13 protein-coding genes and 1 pseudogene are annotated in these 16893 nt (G+C 42.5%); 8 read left to right on the top strand and 6 right to left on the bottom strand.

The features are described from left to right. Nucleotides 1-24: 24 nt before the first annotated feature. The 4 genes from PBT90_RS04835 to PBT90_RS04820 form a co-directional block, all read right to left on the bottom strand. Complete coding sequence (locus PBT90_RS04835; protein WP_264809268.1) at nucleotides 25-1020, bottom strand: phosphotriesterase family protein; 996 nt, start codon at nucleotides 1018-1020, stop codon at nucleotides 25-27. Nucleotides 1021-1396: 376 nt separating this feature from the next. Then, a complete protein-coding gene (locus tag PBT90_RS04830) occupies nucleotides 1397-1993 on the bottom strand; it encodes a DUF4136 domain-containing protein (RefSeq protein ID WP_264809267.1) in 597 nt (198 codons plus the stop codon). A gap of 246 nt (nucleotides 1994-2239) precedes the next feature. Then, entirely contained in the window at nucleotides 2240-2920 is a 681-nt protein-coding gene (locus PBT90_RS04825) for an SDR family NAD(P)-dependent oxidoreductase (protein WP_264809266.1), read from the bottom strand. 64 nt (nucleotides 2921-2984) lie between these two features. After that, nucleotides 2985-4121, bottom strand: a complete 1137-nt coding sequence (locus tag PBT90_RS04820) for a hypothetical protein (protein WP_264809264.1) — start codon at nucleotides 4119-4121, stop codon at nucleotides 2985-2987. A gap of 193 nt (nucleotides 4122-4314) precedes the next feature. Between PBT90_RS04820 and PBT90_RS04815 the strand changes: the two are divergent. The 3 genes and pseudogenes from PBT90_RS04815 (at nucleotide 4315) to PBT90_RS04805 (ending at nucleotide 7590) form a co-directional block, all read left to right on the top strand. Next, nucleotides 4315-5228, top strand: a pseudogene (locus PBT90_RS04815) (IS1595 family transposase). Between the two features lie 311 nt (nucleotides 5229-5539). After that, complete coding sequence (locus PBT90_RS04810) at nucleotides 5540-7039, top strand: VCBS repeat-containing protein (protein ID WP_264809263.1); 1500 nt, start codon at nucleotides 5540-5542, stop codon at nucleotides 7037-7039. 104 nt (nucleotides 7040-7143) lie between these two features. Next, nucleotides 7144-7590, top strand: coding sequence for a DUF4174 domain-containing protein (locus PBT90_RS04805; RefSeq protein WP_264809262.1), 447 nt, complete (start codon nucleotides 7144-7146; stop codon nucleotides 7588-7590). A 189-nt stretch (nucleotides 7591-7779) separates the two neighbouring features. On the opposite strand, the gene lysS is transcribed toward PBT90_RS04805, so the two are convergent. Both lysS and PBT90_RS04795 read right to left on the bottom strand, forming a co-directional pair. Next, on the bottom strand, nucleotides 7780-9486 hold the full coding sequence (gene lysS / locus PBT90_RS04800) for a lysine--tRNA ligase (protein ID WP_264809261.1): 1707 nt from the start codon (nucleotides 9484-9486) through the stop codon (nucleotides 7780-7782). Nucleotides 9487-9638: 152 nt separating this feature from the next. Further along, on the bottom strand, nucleotides 9639-10823 hold the full coding sequence (locus tag PBT90_RS04795; RefSeq protein ID WP_264809260.1) for a proline dehydrogenase family protein: 1185 nt from the start codon (nucleotides 10821-10823) through the stop codon (nucleotides 9639-9641). Between the two features lie 530 nt (nucleotides 10824-11353). Between PBT90_RS04795 and PBT90_RS04790 the strand changes: the two genes are divergently transcribed. From PBT90_RS04790 to PBT90_RS04770, 5 genes are all read left to right on the top strand, one after another. Next, nucleotides 11354-12451, top strand: a complete 1098-nt coding sequence (locus PBT90_RS04790; protein ID WP_264809259.1) for a bifunctional 3-deoxy-7-phosphoheptulonate synthase/chorismate mutase type II — start codon at nucleotides 11354-11356, stop codon at nucleotides 12449-12451. Between the two features lie 158 nt (nucleotides 12452-12609). Continuing rightward, nucleotides 12610-13653 carry a 3-dehydroquinate synthase gene (gene aroB / locus PBT90_RS04785; RefSeq protein WP_264809258.1) on the top strand — a complete coding sequence of 348 codons (1044 nt, stop codon included), beginning with the start codon at nucleotides 12610-12612 and terminating at the stop codon, nucleotides 13651-13653. 27 nt (nucleotides 13654-13680) lie between these two features. Then, nucleotides 13681-14910 carry a 3-phosphoshikimate 1-carboxyvinyltransferase gene (locus PBT90_RS04780; RefSeq protein WP_264809257.1) on the top strand — a complete coding sequence of 410 codons (1230 nt, stop codon included), beginning with the start codon at nucleotides 13681-13683 and terminating at the stop codon, nucleotides 14908-14910. After that, entirely contained in the window at nucleotides 14910-15734 is an 825-nt protein-coding gene (locus PBT90_RS04775; RefSeq protein WP_264809256.1) for a prephenate dehydratase, read from the top strand. The genes PBT90_RS04780 and PBT90_RS04775 overlap by 1 nt, the downstream gene beginning before the upstream one ends. Nucleotides 15735-15743: 9 nt before the next feature. Next, a complete protein-coding gene (locus tag PBT90_RS04770) occupies nucleotides 15744-16889 on the top strand; it encodes a pyridoxal phosphate-dependent aminotransferase (protein ID WP_264809255.1) in 1146 nt (381 codons plus the stop codon). The last annotated feature ends 4 nt before the right edge of the window (nucleotides 16890-16893 follow it).

Raw genomic sequence — 16893 nt, 5'->3', positions numbered from 1 at the left:
TCCGTATATCCATATTGCCAATTATTAATTTCCAAAAGCCTGCTTGGGATTCTCTTCCAATAACATCTCCCAATCCGTTTGCTCAAAACCTTTTTCATTTAGCGCCGGCATCAGCTTTTCGAAAATATTGGTGAAAGGAACGAAGTCTCCCCCGCCAGGCTTGGATGGATCATACCACCCGGCATCATGTGAGATCAGCACATTTCCCAAAAACCCATTTTCCTTCGCGAAAAGTAGGCGCTCTACATATTCATCCAAACTCCATCCAATTCCATCTAGACTGATCCAAACGCCAAGCCTGGCGGCTTGCAGATAATTTTGAAAATCCTGCTCGGCCTGAGCATGTACCCACACAAATGCAGAAGGATCCACTCCGATTTGCATTAGAATTTCTACTTCTTGCTCCGCCGTAGCCCAGGTTCCGGTATGGGAAGCGATTTGCATAGCAGTTTTTTGATGCGTCAGACCAGCTGCTTTTACCAGCTTCGCATCCACTTCTCTCAGTGGTATTTCTTCATTGACAGAGATTTTGATAAAAGCTGGCTTAATACCCGTTTCGCCTATTCCATTTTCATATTCAGCTATCCAGCGATCAGCCAGTTGAACTGCTGTCTCTTCAAACACAAAATCAGGCAGGTACTTACCGGCGACTGCACCATAGAAACCTGTATTAGTCAGAATTTGAATCCCGGACTTTTCACTCAGAATTTTCAATAATTCCGGATCTTTTGCCAAATAGGATGGTGTACAATCAAAAATTGTTTTAACACCAAACGCTTTGACCTCAAGTAGATAAGGCAAAACTTTAGCAATCACTTCCTCCTGATTATACCGATGCGGGGAAACAGCATCTGCTCCGATAAAATCCACCAGCATATGCTCATGAATCAAGCTTAAACCCATAGAATCAAGAGGTACGGCTCCGGTGACTGTATGTATATATGGAGCTGTGTGATCGGATTTGCCGCAGGACAAAAGAAATATGAAGCTCAGAGTTAAAAGAAAGATAGGTCGTTTCATCTGTTTATGATTTGATTTTTATTCGTCAGAACCTATCCCGTGACGAAGGATACGGGATGGAATCTCTCATGGATGATAATCATACCAGTTTGTGACTTTTTAGTCATACTAGCTTTCATAGCTAAAATATGGATATCCGCTTTTCATACCATGAGCGAGAGACATTATAGGTTAAGGTTTCTTACTACTTGCTGTGGGCAGTGGACTTTCGTCGGTGGACGATTACCCGCTACTATCTAGCCACATTCTTTAACTACTGGCATCATTGCGGATAATCAGATCTAAAAATAATAATCTGATTCTACGGTATATACCTAAAAAAATCCCGAACATCGAGTCCGGGATTGGCACAATCAACTACAATTAAATCTGGATTTTATTCTGCAGTCACGCTGGTTTCAAACTGATTGAAATCAAAGTCTTCGAAGATGGCACCCACGCGCTCTTCCATGACACTCATATTTTTCATATCACTGTCTCTAAGCGCCCCGGCAGCATATCCTTGCCAGATCTGATTTCCACTGGTAGCATCCATAAAGTTGATCAGTACAGTTCCTTTATCTACTGGCACCATCTGGGTAGCTTTAGATCTAGGACCAAAACCCAGGTAATCCTGACCATTATCTAGAATATACTTTCTCAGTTCTGTATCTTCTCCCAGTACTTGAAAATTGATCAGCATATCAGGGTTTGAATCGTCCTTTGCAAAACCACGCGCTTCCATCTGAAGCTCCACAGCTTCTTTTACCATTTTCTGAGCTGATTCATTATTCAGTACCAAAGCAGTACTATTTCCGACCAGCGCATAGGCATTTGGAATATTTTCCTTATCAGAAATCCAAGCGTAAGTATTGTAATCGGATAAGCTGGCTCCTCCATCTTCCCTAGTCACCACTTTCATACTTTTTTGGGAGCAAGAGAGCAGCGAAACACTGAAAAATGTTAGGAGAAATAGGTATGTTAAATTTTTCATAGTGAGCAAATTTTAGTGAAACATCTTAAAGGAAAATCAATTTTCAAGACCCTAATCCAGGTAATAAAAACATCACAAGTTGATGTTCTTTTATGATTTCCTTTCTAATTCATCTAAAAAGTCACCAAAACTATTCCAAGGCCCACACCGCCCCAAAAACTAGTTAAAACACATATTATCAACACATTACACCATACCCATGTGCAATAAATTCAACATACCGTGTATTTATTTTCGGGCCAGACTTTATTTCAAACTTGACATTCCTCCATCTACATGAAGTATCTGTCCGGTCACCCAGGATGATTTTTCCTCAAGTAGAAAACAGGTAGCCTCGGCTACATCTTCCGGCTTACCTATTCTGCCCAAGGGGTGCCTTTTATCCGAAGCCAAGCGTTTTTCATCCGTACTGACCAGCTGTTGAGCTAAAGGCGTATCTGTGAGGGATGGCGCTATAGCGTTTACTCTGATTTTGCTTGGAGCCCATTCTGCGGCGAGAGAACGTACCAGCCCCTCCAATGCCCCCTTGACAGAGGCAATCCCCGCATGAAATCCCATTCCGGTTTGTACTGCCACAGTACTGTAGAGCACTACGGAGGCGTTACCGGATTTTTTTAGATTTTTCAAACAGGCCTGAAGGATTTTCACTGCCCCAAAAAAATTGATATTCATTTCGGACTGGAAATCCTCCATAGAAATCCTGTGGAATGGTTTCAGGTTAATCGACCCCGGGCAATACACCAACCCATCGATCTGCTCAGGCAGTTCTTCCAGCTTCACATCAGCCTCTGTCACGTCCAGCTGATGTACTCCTTCCGCAGACTTGGAATAGAGAAATAGATTGGCTTCTTTCTCTTTTGCCAAATCTGCTACGGCTTTTCCAATACCAGAGGTACCTCCTATGATAACTATATTCTTTCCTTTCATCTGTTAGACTTTAAAATGCTTTGCTACTAAAGCATCTCTAAAGGAAGATTGTTTGGAAGTAAATTTATTTCAATTCATAAAAATAAATGGTCTGAACGTCCTTCTCTACTTCATCGGGATCTTCGCCCGGCTTGGCATCAGAATAGATAAGATTACGAATGGAGGAGAGCCTTACATCCCAAGTCCCTTCCCAAAGCTTCTTTTCCTCTTTAAATATCTGATAATAGGTTGTGGTTTTGTATTTATCTGCCAGGTCCGTGAATTCAGGTCCTCCCAGGTATTCTTTCGGCAATCTATCAACTTCAGCCTGCGGAGCTGCACCAGAATACATAGTCAAGAGATAGTCATTAGAAAAAGCAAATGACAAATACTGAGAAGCTGCCAGCTCTTTCAAAAAACCATCAAAATTAATCTCAGGATTAGGAGGTAGAATCTGTTTGTAGGTATCATCTGGCTCTAAAGCAATTGTTCTTTTCAGACTAAGACTATCTCTATTAAAAACATACAGTTCAGGAGAGTTAGGAAACAACACCCATAAACCTTTATCATTCTCTAAAATTAAGGGATCTTTATTTACATAGTTTGCGGGTGATTTTCTGATTTGACTTTCCTCAGGTATCGAAGCATGGGCAGTTTTAGCCAGAGAATGTGGGTCACGAAACGTTAAAAATGGATAAGCAATGTTAAATTCTTCGCCTCTATAAACATCGTCAATATCGCTCGCCTCAATTGAGAAAGTATAAAACTGGTTTGCTAACACTTCTGCTGCTCTGCTTCCCCCTACATTCCTGGTATCTAAAGAAAAATCAAGCTTTCTCCTTTCAAGAAGGTTGAACTCCAAATCATAATAAAACGCAAAATTATACGTAAGCAACAGGATTTTATCACTATCAAGATAATCAGCTGTGTAAAAATAGGTCTCCTTATAGCTATTAGGCCCATCATCACTTCTATTTGCTTTAATAATAACCTGTCCATCTCTATTTACCCGCAAAAAATCCTTGGACGTAAAATCAAAAAACAAGTATTCTGATCTGTCAGATTTCACATCAATCAAATAGAGCTTTGTCAAGTGATCAATCACTAAGCTGTCCCTAATCAACAGTTCTGGAACATCGTAAGCTTCCGATTGGGTTTCTTGTGTCTTTTCGCTGCAAGCTATTATTACTACGAAAAGAGGTAGTAGTAAAAAGTTCTTCATAAATCTCAATTTCCTAATAAGATAGGTCTGGGAACAACAAGTTCAAAATTCAATTGGTCGAATTATTTATTCCTTTAAAATTCAAAATGACTGTACGGAATCCTACACGTTACCAAATATTCATTGACAGGTGGTTACAAAAGTTTCCGTAAATGTGAAGGTAATCGGTACTTGTGTAAAAATACACAAAGCCATGACTATCATTGAATTTATCCGGCATTTTCCAAATGAGGAAAGTTGTGAGGCACTTTTGAAAGAGTACCTAAAAAAGACCGGGGTTTATTGTAAAACCTGCAAGGGATTTGCCAAGCAGTATTGGTTTCCGGCAGGAAGTTCCTTGAACGCAGCGTTTGTAGGAGGTGGACATCCTTGAAAGCAGGTACAGTGATGGAATCCAGCAATCTGTCGCTGCATACTTGGTTTACCGCATTCCTATTGATGCCAGCGACCAAGAAGAGCTTTTCCTGTTTGGAGTTTCAGCGACAACTGGATCTAAAACGCTACCAGACAGCCTTTGATCTGATGCATAAAATAAGAGCATTAATGGGGAAAAGAGATGAGCTTTATTTGCTTCAAGGAATGGTGGAATATGATGAGGCCTATGTCGAAAAAGCGACCCGAAAAAAGGTTCAAGAACGTTTATAACGAGGTAAAGGCAGTCAGAAACAGTCCATCGTTGCTGTGGCTTCCGAATCCACACCCCTGGAAGACCTAGGTTCAGGTAAAAAAGGAAAGCACTGTGGTTTTTTCAAAATGAAAAAACTTGAAGATGTAAGCAAAGATTAGGTTGAACAGTTTGTAGGCAAGGCGATAGCCTCCTCATCGGTATTATTCACCGATAAGAATACAACCTATGTTGATCTGGAAAAAATGGTTGAGAAACACATCAAGGTAAAATCCACTAAAGATTCAGCAAATGGAGAACTAAATTGGGTTCATACGGCCATTAGTAACTTGAAAAAGAATCTTCCGGGTATCTACCATATGTTCTCTGAAAAATATCTGCATCAATTTGCTTACAAGCTCAACAGAAGATACTTTGGAGAAAAACTATTTGATAGATTAATTATTGCAGCTGTCTTTCTGTACGTGGAACATTCTGGATAATCCTAAAAATAAACATTGATATAAGTAATGATGCCAGTAACCAATATTTCTCCGCTCAACCGGCCAGAAGACCGATGACCGAAGACCCCCGCAGGAGCGGGACAGGCTGAAGTGGCCTTTAACATATCCTATGCTACTTTTGCCTCCTTACAGGCAGAAAAGCGGATAATCATATAAATTAAATTCTCAACCTACATTTAAGGGTATTTTCACCCAAAGGATTAACTTACTCCTTAATCACTTCTGATCAAAAGCCGGGTATCTTTACCTAGACAAAAATGCCTTCTATTCGCAAATCGATCTTCCTATTTATGCTATTTCTTCACTTGGGCTATGGCATCCAAGCTCAAAGTGACAGCAAACTGAAAGGTAAAACTCTAGCCGAAAGCTACTGTGCTTCCTGTCATGCCAATCCATCCCCTACTTTACTTCCTAAGCATATTTGGCAACAAAAGGTCTTGCCCCAAATGGCTGCTTTTATGGGATTCAAAGTAGCTCAGGATAGTTTGAAAGTCTGGGAAAACAAATCTGAAGAGGAAATCGCCAGGGTCAAAAAGCTAGGAATCTATCCTTCCACACCCCAAATCAGCAAGGAGGACTTTCAGGCCATCATCAGCTATTTTTTAGAAGAAGCTCCCGTAGTTTTACCTCCTCAAATCCCAAAAGAAGCTCCTTCCATCCTTGATACCTTTACCCCAAAAAAACTATTTATAGAAGGAATCCAAAGCCCCCAAACTAGCTTGGTCGCTATTAATGAAGAAAGATCTGAATTGATCATAGCAGATGCTAATACGAATCAGGTATTTGTCAACGTACAGCAGGACCAGCTCTTTACTCTTCCTGCCACTGCTAGCCCGGCAGTTCATTTTATCAAAAGGGCACCGAACACCTATAATTTCATTTCTGTAGGCAGTATAGCACCCAGTGATTTGGCGCAGGGGGCTATCTATGAAATGAACCTGAACCAAGACAGTTGGGAGGTGCAAGTTGAGGACTTAGCAAGGCCGGTTTTTGGGGCTTGGGCAGATCTTCAAAATGATGGAAAGGAAGACTTTGTCCTTTGCAACTATGGTAATCATGGAGGAAACTTAGCTGTATTTTCAGATGGAAATTTCAAAGCTGAACCCCTGCTGCTAGGCGGATCCGGTGCTCGAAAAGTAGAACTTGTGGATCTGAATAAAGATGGGAAATTGGATATTGTAGCACTCTTTTGCCAGGGAAATGAAAGGCTATCTGTCTTTTATAATCAAGGAAACGGCTCCTTCGAGTTTGAGCAAATCCTACTGCAATTTTCTGCAGTGTCCGGAACCAGCTATTTTGAATTGCAGGACATGAATGCAGATGGCCTACTAGATATCATCACGAGCAATGGAGATAATTGGGATTATTCATCCGTTCCAAAACCCTATCATGGTTTCCGAATTTATAGCAATAATGGAAACGGAGATTTTGAAGAGTCCTGGTTCTATCCCCAGTATGGGGCAGCTAAGGTCATGAGCTTAGATTTTGACGGGGACGGGGATTTGGATTTGGCCAGCATTGCATTCTATGATGATATAGAAAACCCCGCACAGCAGTTCTTGCTTTTTGAAAATGTAGGTAATCTGAAGTTTCTGCCCAAGTTTATCCCGGAGGCTGCTGAGGGCAAATGGTTAACCATGGACGTGGGCGATCTAGATGGAGATGGGGATTCCGATATAGTGCTAGGATCCTATGCACATAATACCCTGGAGTACACCAAACTGCTGATAAGAGGAGTAAGTGAAATCCCCAGTGTGTTAATTTTGGAGAACCAAATCCTGCCCAATTGAATAGAGACAATCCATCTAAAAAGCTAAGAGTCAACTCCTCATACACAAGAAATATGTGACTTTTCAAAACCACTTCCGGCTTTTCCGGTTAGGTAGCTATGAACATGTATAAGTTTATACTTTTTCCCTATTTCCTAATGGTGCCAATAGCAAATTTCGCCCAGGATCTTTCATCCCATCAATGGAAGAACAGGTTAATTATTATTCAGACGAAAAACCCGGGAGATCCTCTGTTCAAGCAACAAATTCATGAATTACAAACTCATCAAAAAGGATTAGATGAAAGACGAATAGTCGTGTACCAAAACACTGACCAAAAGTATCGCCAAGGTCTTACACTGGAGGGAAAGTGGGTAAGCACATTCAAGGAATCTGAAAAATCACCCAAAGAGAATAAAGAATTCCAGATTTCATTGATAGGCCTTGATGGCGGAGTGAAACTCCAAAAAAACACCGTTCTCTCCTGCGACGAACTTTTTAAAACCATAGATCAAATGCCGATGCGCCAATCTGAAATGAAAAGAAAAAAAGACGGTAGCGCTGAGATTTAACCCGGATTATCGATTAGGCTTCGTCATGAGGCATATAATTGAAAGATAATCAGGCTGTTTGGAGACGGAGGACTAGCACCGATGGGTTGGGCATATACCTTCTGATTGGAAGTCTTTTTTCCACTCCTACGCTAAAACAAAAAAACCGGACTTCTCAGCCCGGTTTATGTAAGTTTTACCAAAAAGATATTAGTCCACTAGTGAGACTGTTAGTTTATCACCTTCTTTGCTCACTTTGGCTACTCCTTTTCCAGTCAGTCCTTTCATAGCCACATCCCACTTTTTATTGCTCAGACCTGCTTTTCCTTTCAGTTCCGGCAATTCCACAGGAGAATCTGCCTTGAGTAGTTCAAACACCAGTTTTTCTTCCTCAGTCATTTCGACTTGCTTTTTCTCCGGTCTCATCTGAGGGAAAAACAAAACCTCCTGTATGGTAGTATTATCTGTCATCAGCATAGTCAGCCGATCTATGCCAATACCCAATCCGGAAGTCGGAGGCATTCCATATTCTAGGGCGCGAAGGAAATCCTCATCCATCGCCATCGCTTCGTCATCCCCACGCTCAGCCAGCTTCAGCTGTTCTTCGAAACGTTCGCGCTGATCGATAGGGTCGTTTAGCTCTGTGTAGGCATTTCCTATTTCTTTACCATTTACGAAAAGCTCAAATCGTTCTACCAATCCGGGCTCAGTTCTGTGCTTTTTGGCAAGAGGTGTCATTTCTATTGGATAATCCGTAATGTAAGTTGGCTGAATCAAGTGCGCTTCCACCTTCTCAGAGAAAATCTCGTCCACCAGTTTGCCCTTGCCCATAGAGTCGTCCACTTCTATATTCAGGTCTTTACAAACCTGTCGAAGTTCAGTCTCATCCATTTTACTCACGTCTATTCCTGCATACTCCTTGATCGAGTCATACATGCTCAATCTTCTGTAAGGCCCTGCAAACTCGATTTCATTGCCTCCTACCTTAATTTTGGTTTTGCCATGAATCTCCTGGGTGACTTGCTCGATCATCTCCTCCACCATTTCCATCATCCAGATGTAATCTTTGTAAGCCACATAGATTTCCATAGAGGTGAACTCCGGATTATGTGTGCGGTCCATGCCCTCATTTCGGAACATTTTCCCAAACTCGTAGACACCGTCGAATCCGCCTACGATAAGTCTTTTCAGATATAGTTCATTGGCAATACGCAGGTAAAGCGGCATATCCAGCGTATTATGATGCGTATCAAAAGGACGAGCCGCAGCTCCTCCATGCACGGCCTGAAGGATAGGTGTCTCCACCTCTAGCCAGCCATGATCATCAAAATACCGCCTCATCTGAGTGATGATTTTAGAGCGCGTGATAAAGGTCTTCTTCACCTCAGGATTTACGGTCAAATCCACATAGCGCTGACGGTATCTCATCTCAGGATCGGTAAAACCATCGTGCACATTGCCTTCCTCATCACGTTTTACCACCGGCAGGGGCTTGATAGATTTGGAAAGAATGGTCAATTCCGTCACATGAAGTGAAATCTCACCGGTTTGAGTGGTAAAAATATAGCCTTTCAAGCCTAGGAAATCTCCTATACCCAAGAGCTTTTTGAATACAGTATTATAAAGCGTCTTGTCTTCTCCTTCACAGATATCATCACGACGCACATAGAATTGCAGACGGCCAGATGCATCTTGGATTTCGCCAAAAGAAGCCGAACCCATAATTCTACGGCTCATCAGCCGGCCAGCGATGGAAATGCTCTTGTAGTCATTTTTGCGGTTTTCATAGTTACGATGAATATCCTCCGCGGTGACATTGATGGGAAAAGCCTCCGCTGGATAAGGGTTTATCCCTAGCTTCATCAATTCTTCCCTATCTTTCCTACGTTCAAGTTCCTGTTCGCTTAAAAGTTGCATTGTATATGATTTGAAATTTATAATTCAAAATTTGAAATTCAGCATTTGCGCTAAGCAATGCCAAATTTGAACTAGTTAATGTATTAGAATTTTTCCAATACCTTAGATTACCGTCTATGGACCTCAGCACCACGGCTGAGACTGCCAATTGATCAATTATTTTGCTTCCTTCTGGCTATTTCCCGTTTGATTAGTTCAAACTCCCTACTGCTCTGTCCTGCTATGCTAGAGTTTTCAGCCGCTCTTCGGGTCAGGTATGGCATTACTTTTTCTACCGGACCATAAGGCACATATTTCAAAACGCGATAACCGGCATTGGCCAAATTGAAGGAAATATTATCACTCATTCCATAAAGCTGCCCAAAGAAAACCTGGTCAGACTTAGGATCAATGCCAAATTTATCCATCAGTTCCACGACTAACAAGTTACTGTTCTCATTATGTGAGCCACTCATGAGGTAAACCTGCTCGTGATGCGCTAGACAAAACTCCACCCCCGCATTATAATCCCTATCCGTAGCAGCTTTATCCGGCTGGATCGGGCTGGGATAGCCTAGCTCATGAGCCCGCTCTCGCTCCTTTTCCATGTATGCTCCCCGTACCAGCTTTGCACCCAATTTATACCCTCGCTCTGCTGCCTGCACTTTTGCTTCCTTTAGCCTGCCAAGCATATCTGCCCGGTACATCTGGAAAGTATTGTACACCACACAGCGTTCGGTATTGTACTTTTCCATGGCCTCATATGTCAAGGCATCCACTACATCCTGAAACCATGACTCTTCCGCATCAATCAGGATTCTCAATCCCAGGTCATAAGCAGCTTTGCAAAGCAAATCCACTCTGGCTTTACAACGCTGGAATGCTGCCTCCTCCTTATCGGATAATTTTTCTTTAGCCTGGATTTTGGTCAGGATATGGTAGTCACCTAATCCAGTCACCTTCAGCACACCGAAAGGCAAATAGTCCGTTTTGGCTGACTCCACCAAGGTCTGATGGATTTCCTTTGTGGTCTTTTCGAAACTCTCCTCATCACCTTTCCCCTCCACCGAATAGTCCAGACAAGATTCAATCCCAAACTCAGCCAGTCCCTTACAGTCTTCCACACTTTCTGCAATGGTCTCTCCACCGCAAAAATGACCAAACATCGTCTGCTTCATGATCCACTTGATCGGAAGATGAAGTTTCAGTGCGAAATGCGTCAAGCTTATACCTATGTCTGAGACAGTTTTATTGTTCAATAAAGCAAAGACCAAGTGCATCCTCTTTAGCTCCGCATCTGATTTTGAAGCAAAGGCAACTTTTAAATTTTCAAAAGAAATATTGGGTTGGGCAGGCATAATCCTTAAATAAGGCGCAAAGATATTAAAAAAACTGCTTTTGGACAGGGATTGTTCTGATATTTGAAACAAGCTTTTACCTTAGCTATCAGGGTGTTTTCTAGAGGTCAGCCGACTTTGAATTAAAGCTCATTACACTTTCAGCACTCATAGATCAGATTCATTTTCAGCCAGTTTGCTTAAAAAAATTTCAGGAAGAATCTTAAAAAATTCAAATCAAAAACAAAATATAATTTTACAGATCAGGGATTTTCAAAGGAGAATTACAATAAATCAAAAGAAAGCCAACTGCTATTAGGAGATTATCAATTTAAGAGAAGAAAAATTATTTTGTTTTTAAAAATTGGGCTATTACATTTGGCACATGTTAAAAGCAGCAGCGACATATTTTACCTTCTTTTACTTTTACTTTCGAAGCCAAAATCGAATCGGTGCTGTGTATTGCCTAGCCAAAAACTAAAAGAAAATATAAACACATAAAGCCCGATTCGAAAGAGTCGGGCTTTTTTCATTTAAAGCTCAGTAATCATATGAAAGCGCACAAACAAATCAAAGACTGGGGCCTCGGCCTGACCGGACCCACCATCATCGCAGGACCTTGCTCTGCAGAATCTCCTGAGCAGATCGAAAAGATCTGTCTGGAAATGAAAGAAAACAACATCATCCCATCCATGTTCCGTGCAGGAATCTGGAAGCCACGCACCAGACCGGGAAGCTTCGAAGGTATAGGTGAGGAAGGCTTAAAGTGGATGGAAATCGTACGTCATCATCTGAACATCCCAATTACCGTGGAGGTAGGCAATGCAGCTCATGCAGAAATCGCCCTTAGAAACAACGTGGACGTGGTTTGGGTGGGTGCCAGAACTACAGTAAACCCTTTCGCCGTACAGGAAATTGCCGATGCGCTGAAAGGAACAGATATCCCTGTAATGGTAAAAAACCCAATGAACCCCGATCTTGACCTTTGGATGGGAGCTTTGGAAAGATTCCACGCAGTAGGTCTGGATAAATTGGCAGCTATTCACAGAGGTTTCTCTGATGCTTACGACAAAAGATTCAGAAACAAGCCAAACTGGTCTATGCCTATGCACCTGAAACGTGTATGGACAGGTATGGAAGTCATCAATGACCCCTCTCATATAGTAGGAAAAAGAGATGGAATCCTTGAAATCTCCCAAAAAGCGATAAACTTCGGACTGGACGGTCTGATGATCGAAACTCACCACGATCCAGACAAAGCTTGGTCTGATGCCAAACAACAAGTGACTCCTAAAAGACTGAAAGAAATCATCGCAGCTATTGACTTCAAGAAGCCTTTGGAATCTGAGCAGCCTAGCGAAAAACTAAACGACCTGAGAAGAGCAGTAGATCATCTGGACGACCAGTTGCTAGACATTCTTCAGGAAAGATTTGCGGTGATCGACCAGATCGGAGCGCATAAAAGAGAGCATCACTTATCCGTATTCCAGTCTGACCGTTGGAAAGAAGTAATGGAAGGCCGTACGGCAAAGGGAGTAGCCAAAAACCTAAGCGAGAAGTTTATGCGCGAATTGCTTTATTGTATACACGAGGAGTCAGTAAAGCGTCAAGAAAAGCAGCTTAGAGAAGCTGATGCAGTTAAAAAATAATATTTAAAACTGCTAGTAAGTAGCCCTAGCTCAAGAGCTGAAAGCTACCAAGGATCAAAACTAGTAACACATCATCACTGAGCTTATTCAAATCTGAGGGGAAGGACTCCTCTCCCCTTAGATTTTTTTAATTTTAAACTCAGTAAACTTTATCCTTCGTGAACTCAATAATCTTTTCTGAAAATGCATCTGTAGATTTGACTGCTGTACTCAGCGGAATCAAATATTCCAGCATTTTTATTTTGACAGACGAAAATACTAAGGAACACTGCCTGCCTATTGTAGAAGAGGTTTTTCCATCCAATAGTATTTTTTACAGCATAGACCCTGGAGAAAAAAATAAGACTATCGCCACCTGCATGAAAATCTGGGCTGCCATGACTGAAGCCCAGCTCGATCGGAAAGCACTTTTCCTCAATATTGGAGGAGGAGTTTTGGGTGACATGGGGGGCTTTTGCGCCAGTATTTACAAAAGAGGTATACGTTTTATCAATATGCCTACTACCCTGCTTTCCCAAGTGGACGCTAGCGTAGGTGGGAAACTGGGCGTAGATTTCGAAGGCCTAAAAAATCACTTGGGCGTGTTCAATGAACCTGAAACGGTCATTGTAGCGTCTCAATTCCTGAAAACCTTACCTGAAAAAGAGATCCGGTCTGGCTATGCTGAGATCATCAAGCATGGACTGATCCGTGACAAGCAGTATTTCGAAAGTCTGGATTTCGATCATTGGCAAGATTCCTATTGGGCACCGCTCATCCATCATTCTGTAGAGATCAAAAAATCTGTGGTAGAGGCAGATCCAAAAGAAGCCGGTCTGCGAAAGATCCTGAATTTTGGGCATACCATAGGCCATGCATTCGAAACCTACTTTCTAGATGGTCCCAGACACCTATTACATGGAGAAGCTATCGCAGTAGGAATGATTTGCGAAGCTTGGCTTTCCCATAAAAAACTGGATCTGTCCATGGCTGAACTGAAGCAGATTCAGGATGCTTTCCTGAAAGTTTACGGGAAAATAGAAATCCAGGAAAGCGACTTGGCTCCTGTGTTGGATTTTTGCCTGCAAGACAAAAAAAACGAAGGCAAAGAATTGATGTTTTCCCTGCTGAGTTCCATAGGCGACTGCACCTATAACATACCAGTTACCCGGCAAGAAATCCTCGAAGCCATTCATTATTACCAAAACATTTCTCATACCTAATACATCAGTCCCTTGAAAACCGAAACTATGGAAGTTATTCATCTGGCTCAAAAATCAGATTTCGCTCCTTCACATATACCGCTGCCATCTTCCAAAAGTGAGTCTAACCGTGTGCTGATCATAGATGCGCTGACAGAAGGAAAAAACACCCTGAGCAATCTAGCTGAAGCACGTGATACCCAGACCATGATCAGCCTGCTCAAGAAAAACCCTCCCGTTTTTGACGTATTGGATGCGGGGACGACCATGCGGTTTTTGACGGCTTATGCTGCCATTACCAACCAAAACAAGGTGATGACCGGCACCCCACGTATGTGTGAGCGTCCAATTGGCATATTAGTAGATGCACTGCGGACAGTAGGAGCAGAAATCCACTATTTGGGAGCAGAAGGCTACCCTCCTATGGCTGTACATGGGCTGACTGAGCAGAAAAGCCATCAGGTAAAAATCCGTGGGGATGTGTCCAGCCAGTACATTTCTGCCATGCTGATGATCGCACCCTTGCTACCAAAAGGACTGGAAATCGAACTACAAGGCAAGGTAGGTTCCAGATCATACATAGAAATGACCTTGGACACCATGAAGCAGTTTGGCATCAGCTATTCATGGGAAGGAAATAAAATCAACATACCCAAGCAGGCTTACCAGCCTACTACTTTTGCGGTAGAAAGTGACTGGTCGGGAGCAGGTTACTGGTTTAGTTTACTAGCCTGTGCCGATTCAGGTGAATTGTTTTTAGAGGGGCTAAAGGAAAATAGTTTGCAGGGAGATTCTGCCGTGGTGGCGATCATGGATCAACTAGGCATCAAAAGCACTTTCCAAAACGGTGGAGTTTTACTCCAGAAAAAAGAAGTGACTGGCCTGAAAAGTTGGGACTTCACTCACTGCCCAGATTTGGCACAGACTATCGCCGTGACCTGCGCTATTTTGGGACAAGATGCTAAATTCACGGGACTGGAAAGCCTGAAAATCAAGGAGACTGACCGAATTTACGCACTTCAACAAGAGCTGGCAAAATTCAATGCTGATCTAAAGGAAATCGAGCCCGAAGTCTATCAGGTAATCCCATCTGTCACCATGCCGGCAGAAGTGAAAATCCATACCTATGACGATCACCGCATGGCGATGGCTTTTATGCCTTTGCTGACCAAGACCCGGGTGAGTATAGAAGATCCGGCAGTAGTGAATAAATCATACCCCAGCTTTTGGAAGCATTGCCAACTAGCAGGAATCTCTGTTCTCAATCAGGACATCTAATGGCACAGGTTAAGATTGCAATTCAAGGAGTCCTGGGTTCATTTCATCATCAGGTTGCGCTGCGCAATTTTGGAGATCAAATAGAAATATTAGATTTCACGACTTTCGAACCTGTAGCCAGGGCCGTAGCAAATGGGGAAGCAGATTATGCCGTTATGGCTATTGAGAACTCCATTGCAGGAGCGATTTTACCAAATTATGATTTGATCGATCGCTATGGCCTGAGCATCCGAGATGAGTATTACCTGCCCATAGGACACCAGTTTATGGCTTTGCCCGGGCAAAGCATACAGGAAATCACAGAAGTTCGCTCCCATCCAATGGCATTATTGCAGTGCAAAGCTTTTTTTGCGCAACATCCTCATATCCAACTCAAGGAAGACACCGATACCGCATCTGTTGCCAGAGATATCGCAAATGGGAAGTGGAAAGGTGTGGCGTCAATAGCATCCACCGTCGCGGCGAAGATTTATGGTATGGAAATACTAGCACAGGATATCCAGACGGTAAAAAGTAATTTCACCCGATTTATCATCCTGCAGAAAGACACGGTGAGGCCGGATCAGTCAGTCAACAAAGCATCCATCAAGGTCACCATTCAGAATCAAAAAGGGGGGCTGGCCAAACTCCTGACTTTGATCGCTGAAAACGGCATGGATTTAAGTAAAATCCAATCCATTCCAGTCATAGAAAAACCTTGGGAGTATGCATTTTTCATTGACTTGGTTTTTGGAGATCATTCCATTTTCTCGGATACTATTGAAGAAATTCGGACTAGCTTTGGAGAGGTGAAAATTTTTGGTGAATACCTAAGTAGAAAATAAAAAAAACAGATGAAAGGTTTTGCAGATCGAGTGAGTACAGTAGAGGAATACTATTTTTCCGCCAAGCTCCGTGAGGTAAATCAAATGATTGCGGAAGGTAAGCCAATCATCAACCTGGGAATCGGAAGTCCGGATCTGGCGCCAGATAAATTGGTGACGGAAGCACTGAAAAATACCGCTGACAATCCTCAGGCCCATGGTTACCAGAGTTACCAGGGCATACCAGAGTTGCGAACAGCCATTTCAAATTTCTACTCCAGAGCATATGGAGTCAGCCTAGACCCAAGCAAGGAAATCCTACCCATGATGGGCTCCAAAGAAGGGATTATGCACCTGAGTTTGACCTTTCTAAATCCTGGAGATGAAGTATTGGTCCCCAATCCTGGATATCCTACCTACACCTCGGTGTGCAAGCTAGTGGGGGCTAAACCAATTTATTATTCCATAGACCTAGAAAAAGCCGGACGGCCAAATTTCGAAGAAATAGAGAATCAAGACCTCAGCAAAGTGAAAATCATGTGGATCAATTATCCGCATATGCCCACCGGCGCTCCAGGCAGCAAAACCCTGATGCAGGAACTGGTTACCTTTGCCAAAAAACATGAAATCGTTTTGCTTCATGATAATCCCTACAGCCATATCCTGACTAAGGAACCTCTGAGCATCCTATCCATTCCCGAAGCCAAGGAGGTTGCGCTTGAATTAAATTCCCTAAGTAAAGCTTTCAATATGCCGGGCTGGCGGGTCGGGATGCTGACAGGAAGAGAAGATTGGATCTCTAAGGTATTAAAAGTGAAAAGCAACATGGATTCCGGAATGTTTCTTGGGATCCAAAAGGGTGCTATAGCAGCATTGAATCTGGGGGAAAGTTGGTTTGCAGACATAGAAAGCACCTACCAAAGCAGGAGAAAACTAGTCTGGAAGTTGGCAGACAAACTGGGACTGACCTACGATGAAAAGGCAGCAGGTCTTTTTGTCTGGTGCAAGGTACCTGAAGGTAAAACTGCTGATCAGATCGTTGACGAGTTACTCTACGAAAGATATATATTTATTACTCCAGGGAAAATCTTTGGTTCGGATGGCAATGATTACGTGAGGTTTTCACTATGCATGCCTGAGTTTAAGATTTTGGAGGCTATCAACCGCATTAAATAAGAGA

It is taken from the genome of Algoriphagus sp. TR-M9 (assembly GCF_027594545.1).
In the GTDB taxonomy this organism is placed as follows: domain Bacteria; phylum Bacteroidota; class Bacteroidia; order Cytophagales; family Cyclobacteriaceae; genus Algoriphagus; species Algoriphagus halophytocola.
The sequence above is the reverse complement of the archived record's forward strand: the minus strand, read 5'-3'. Positions and strand labels throughout refer to the sequence as shown.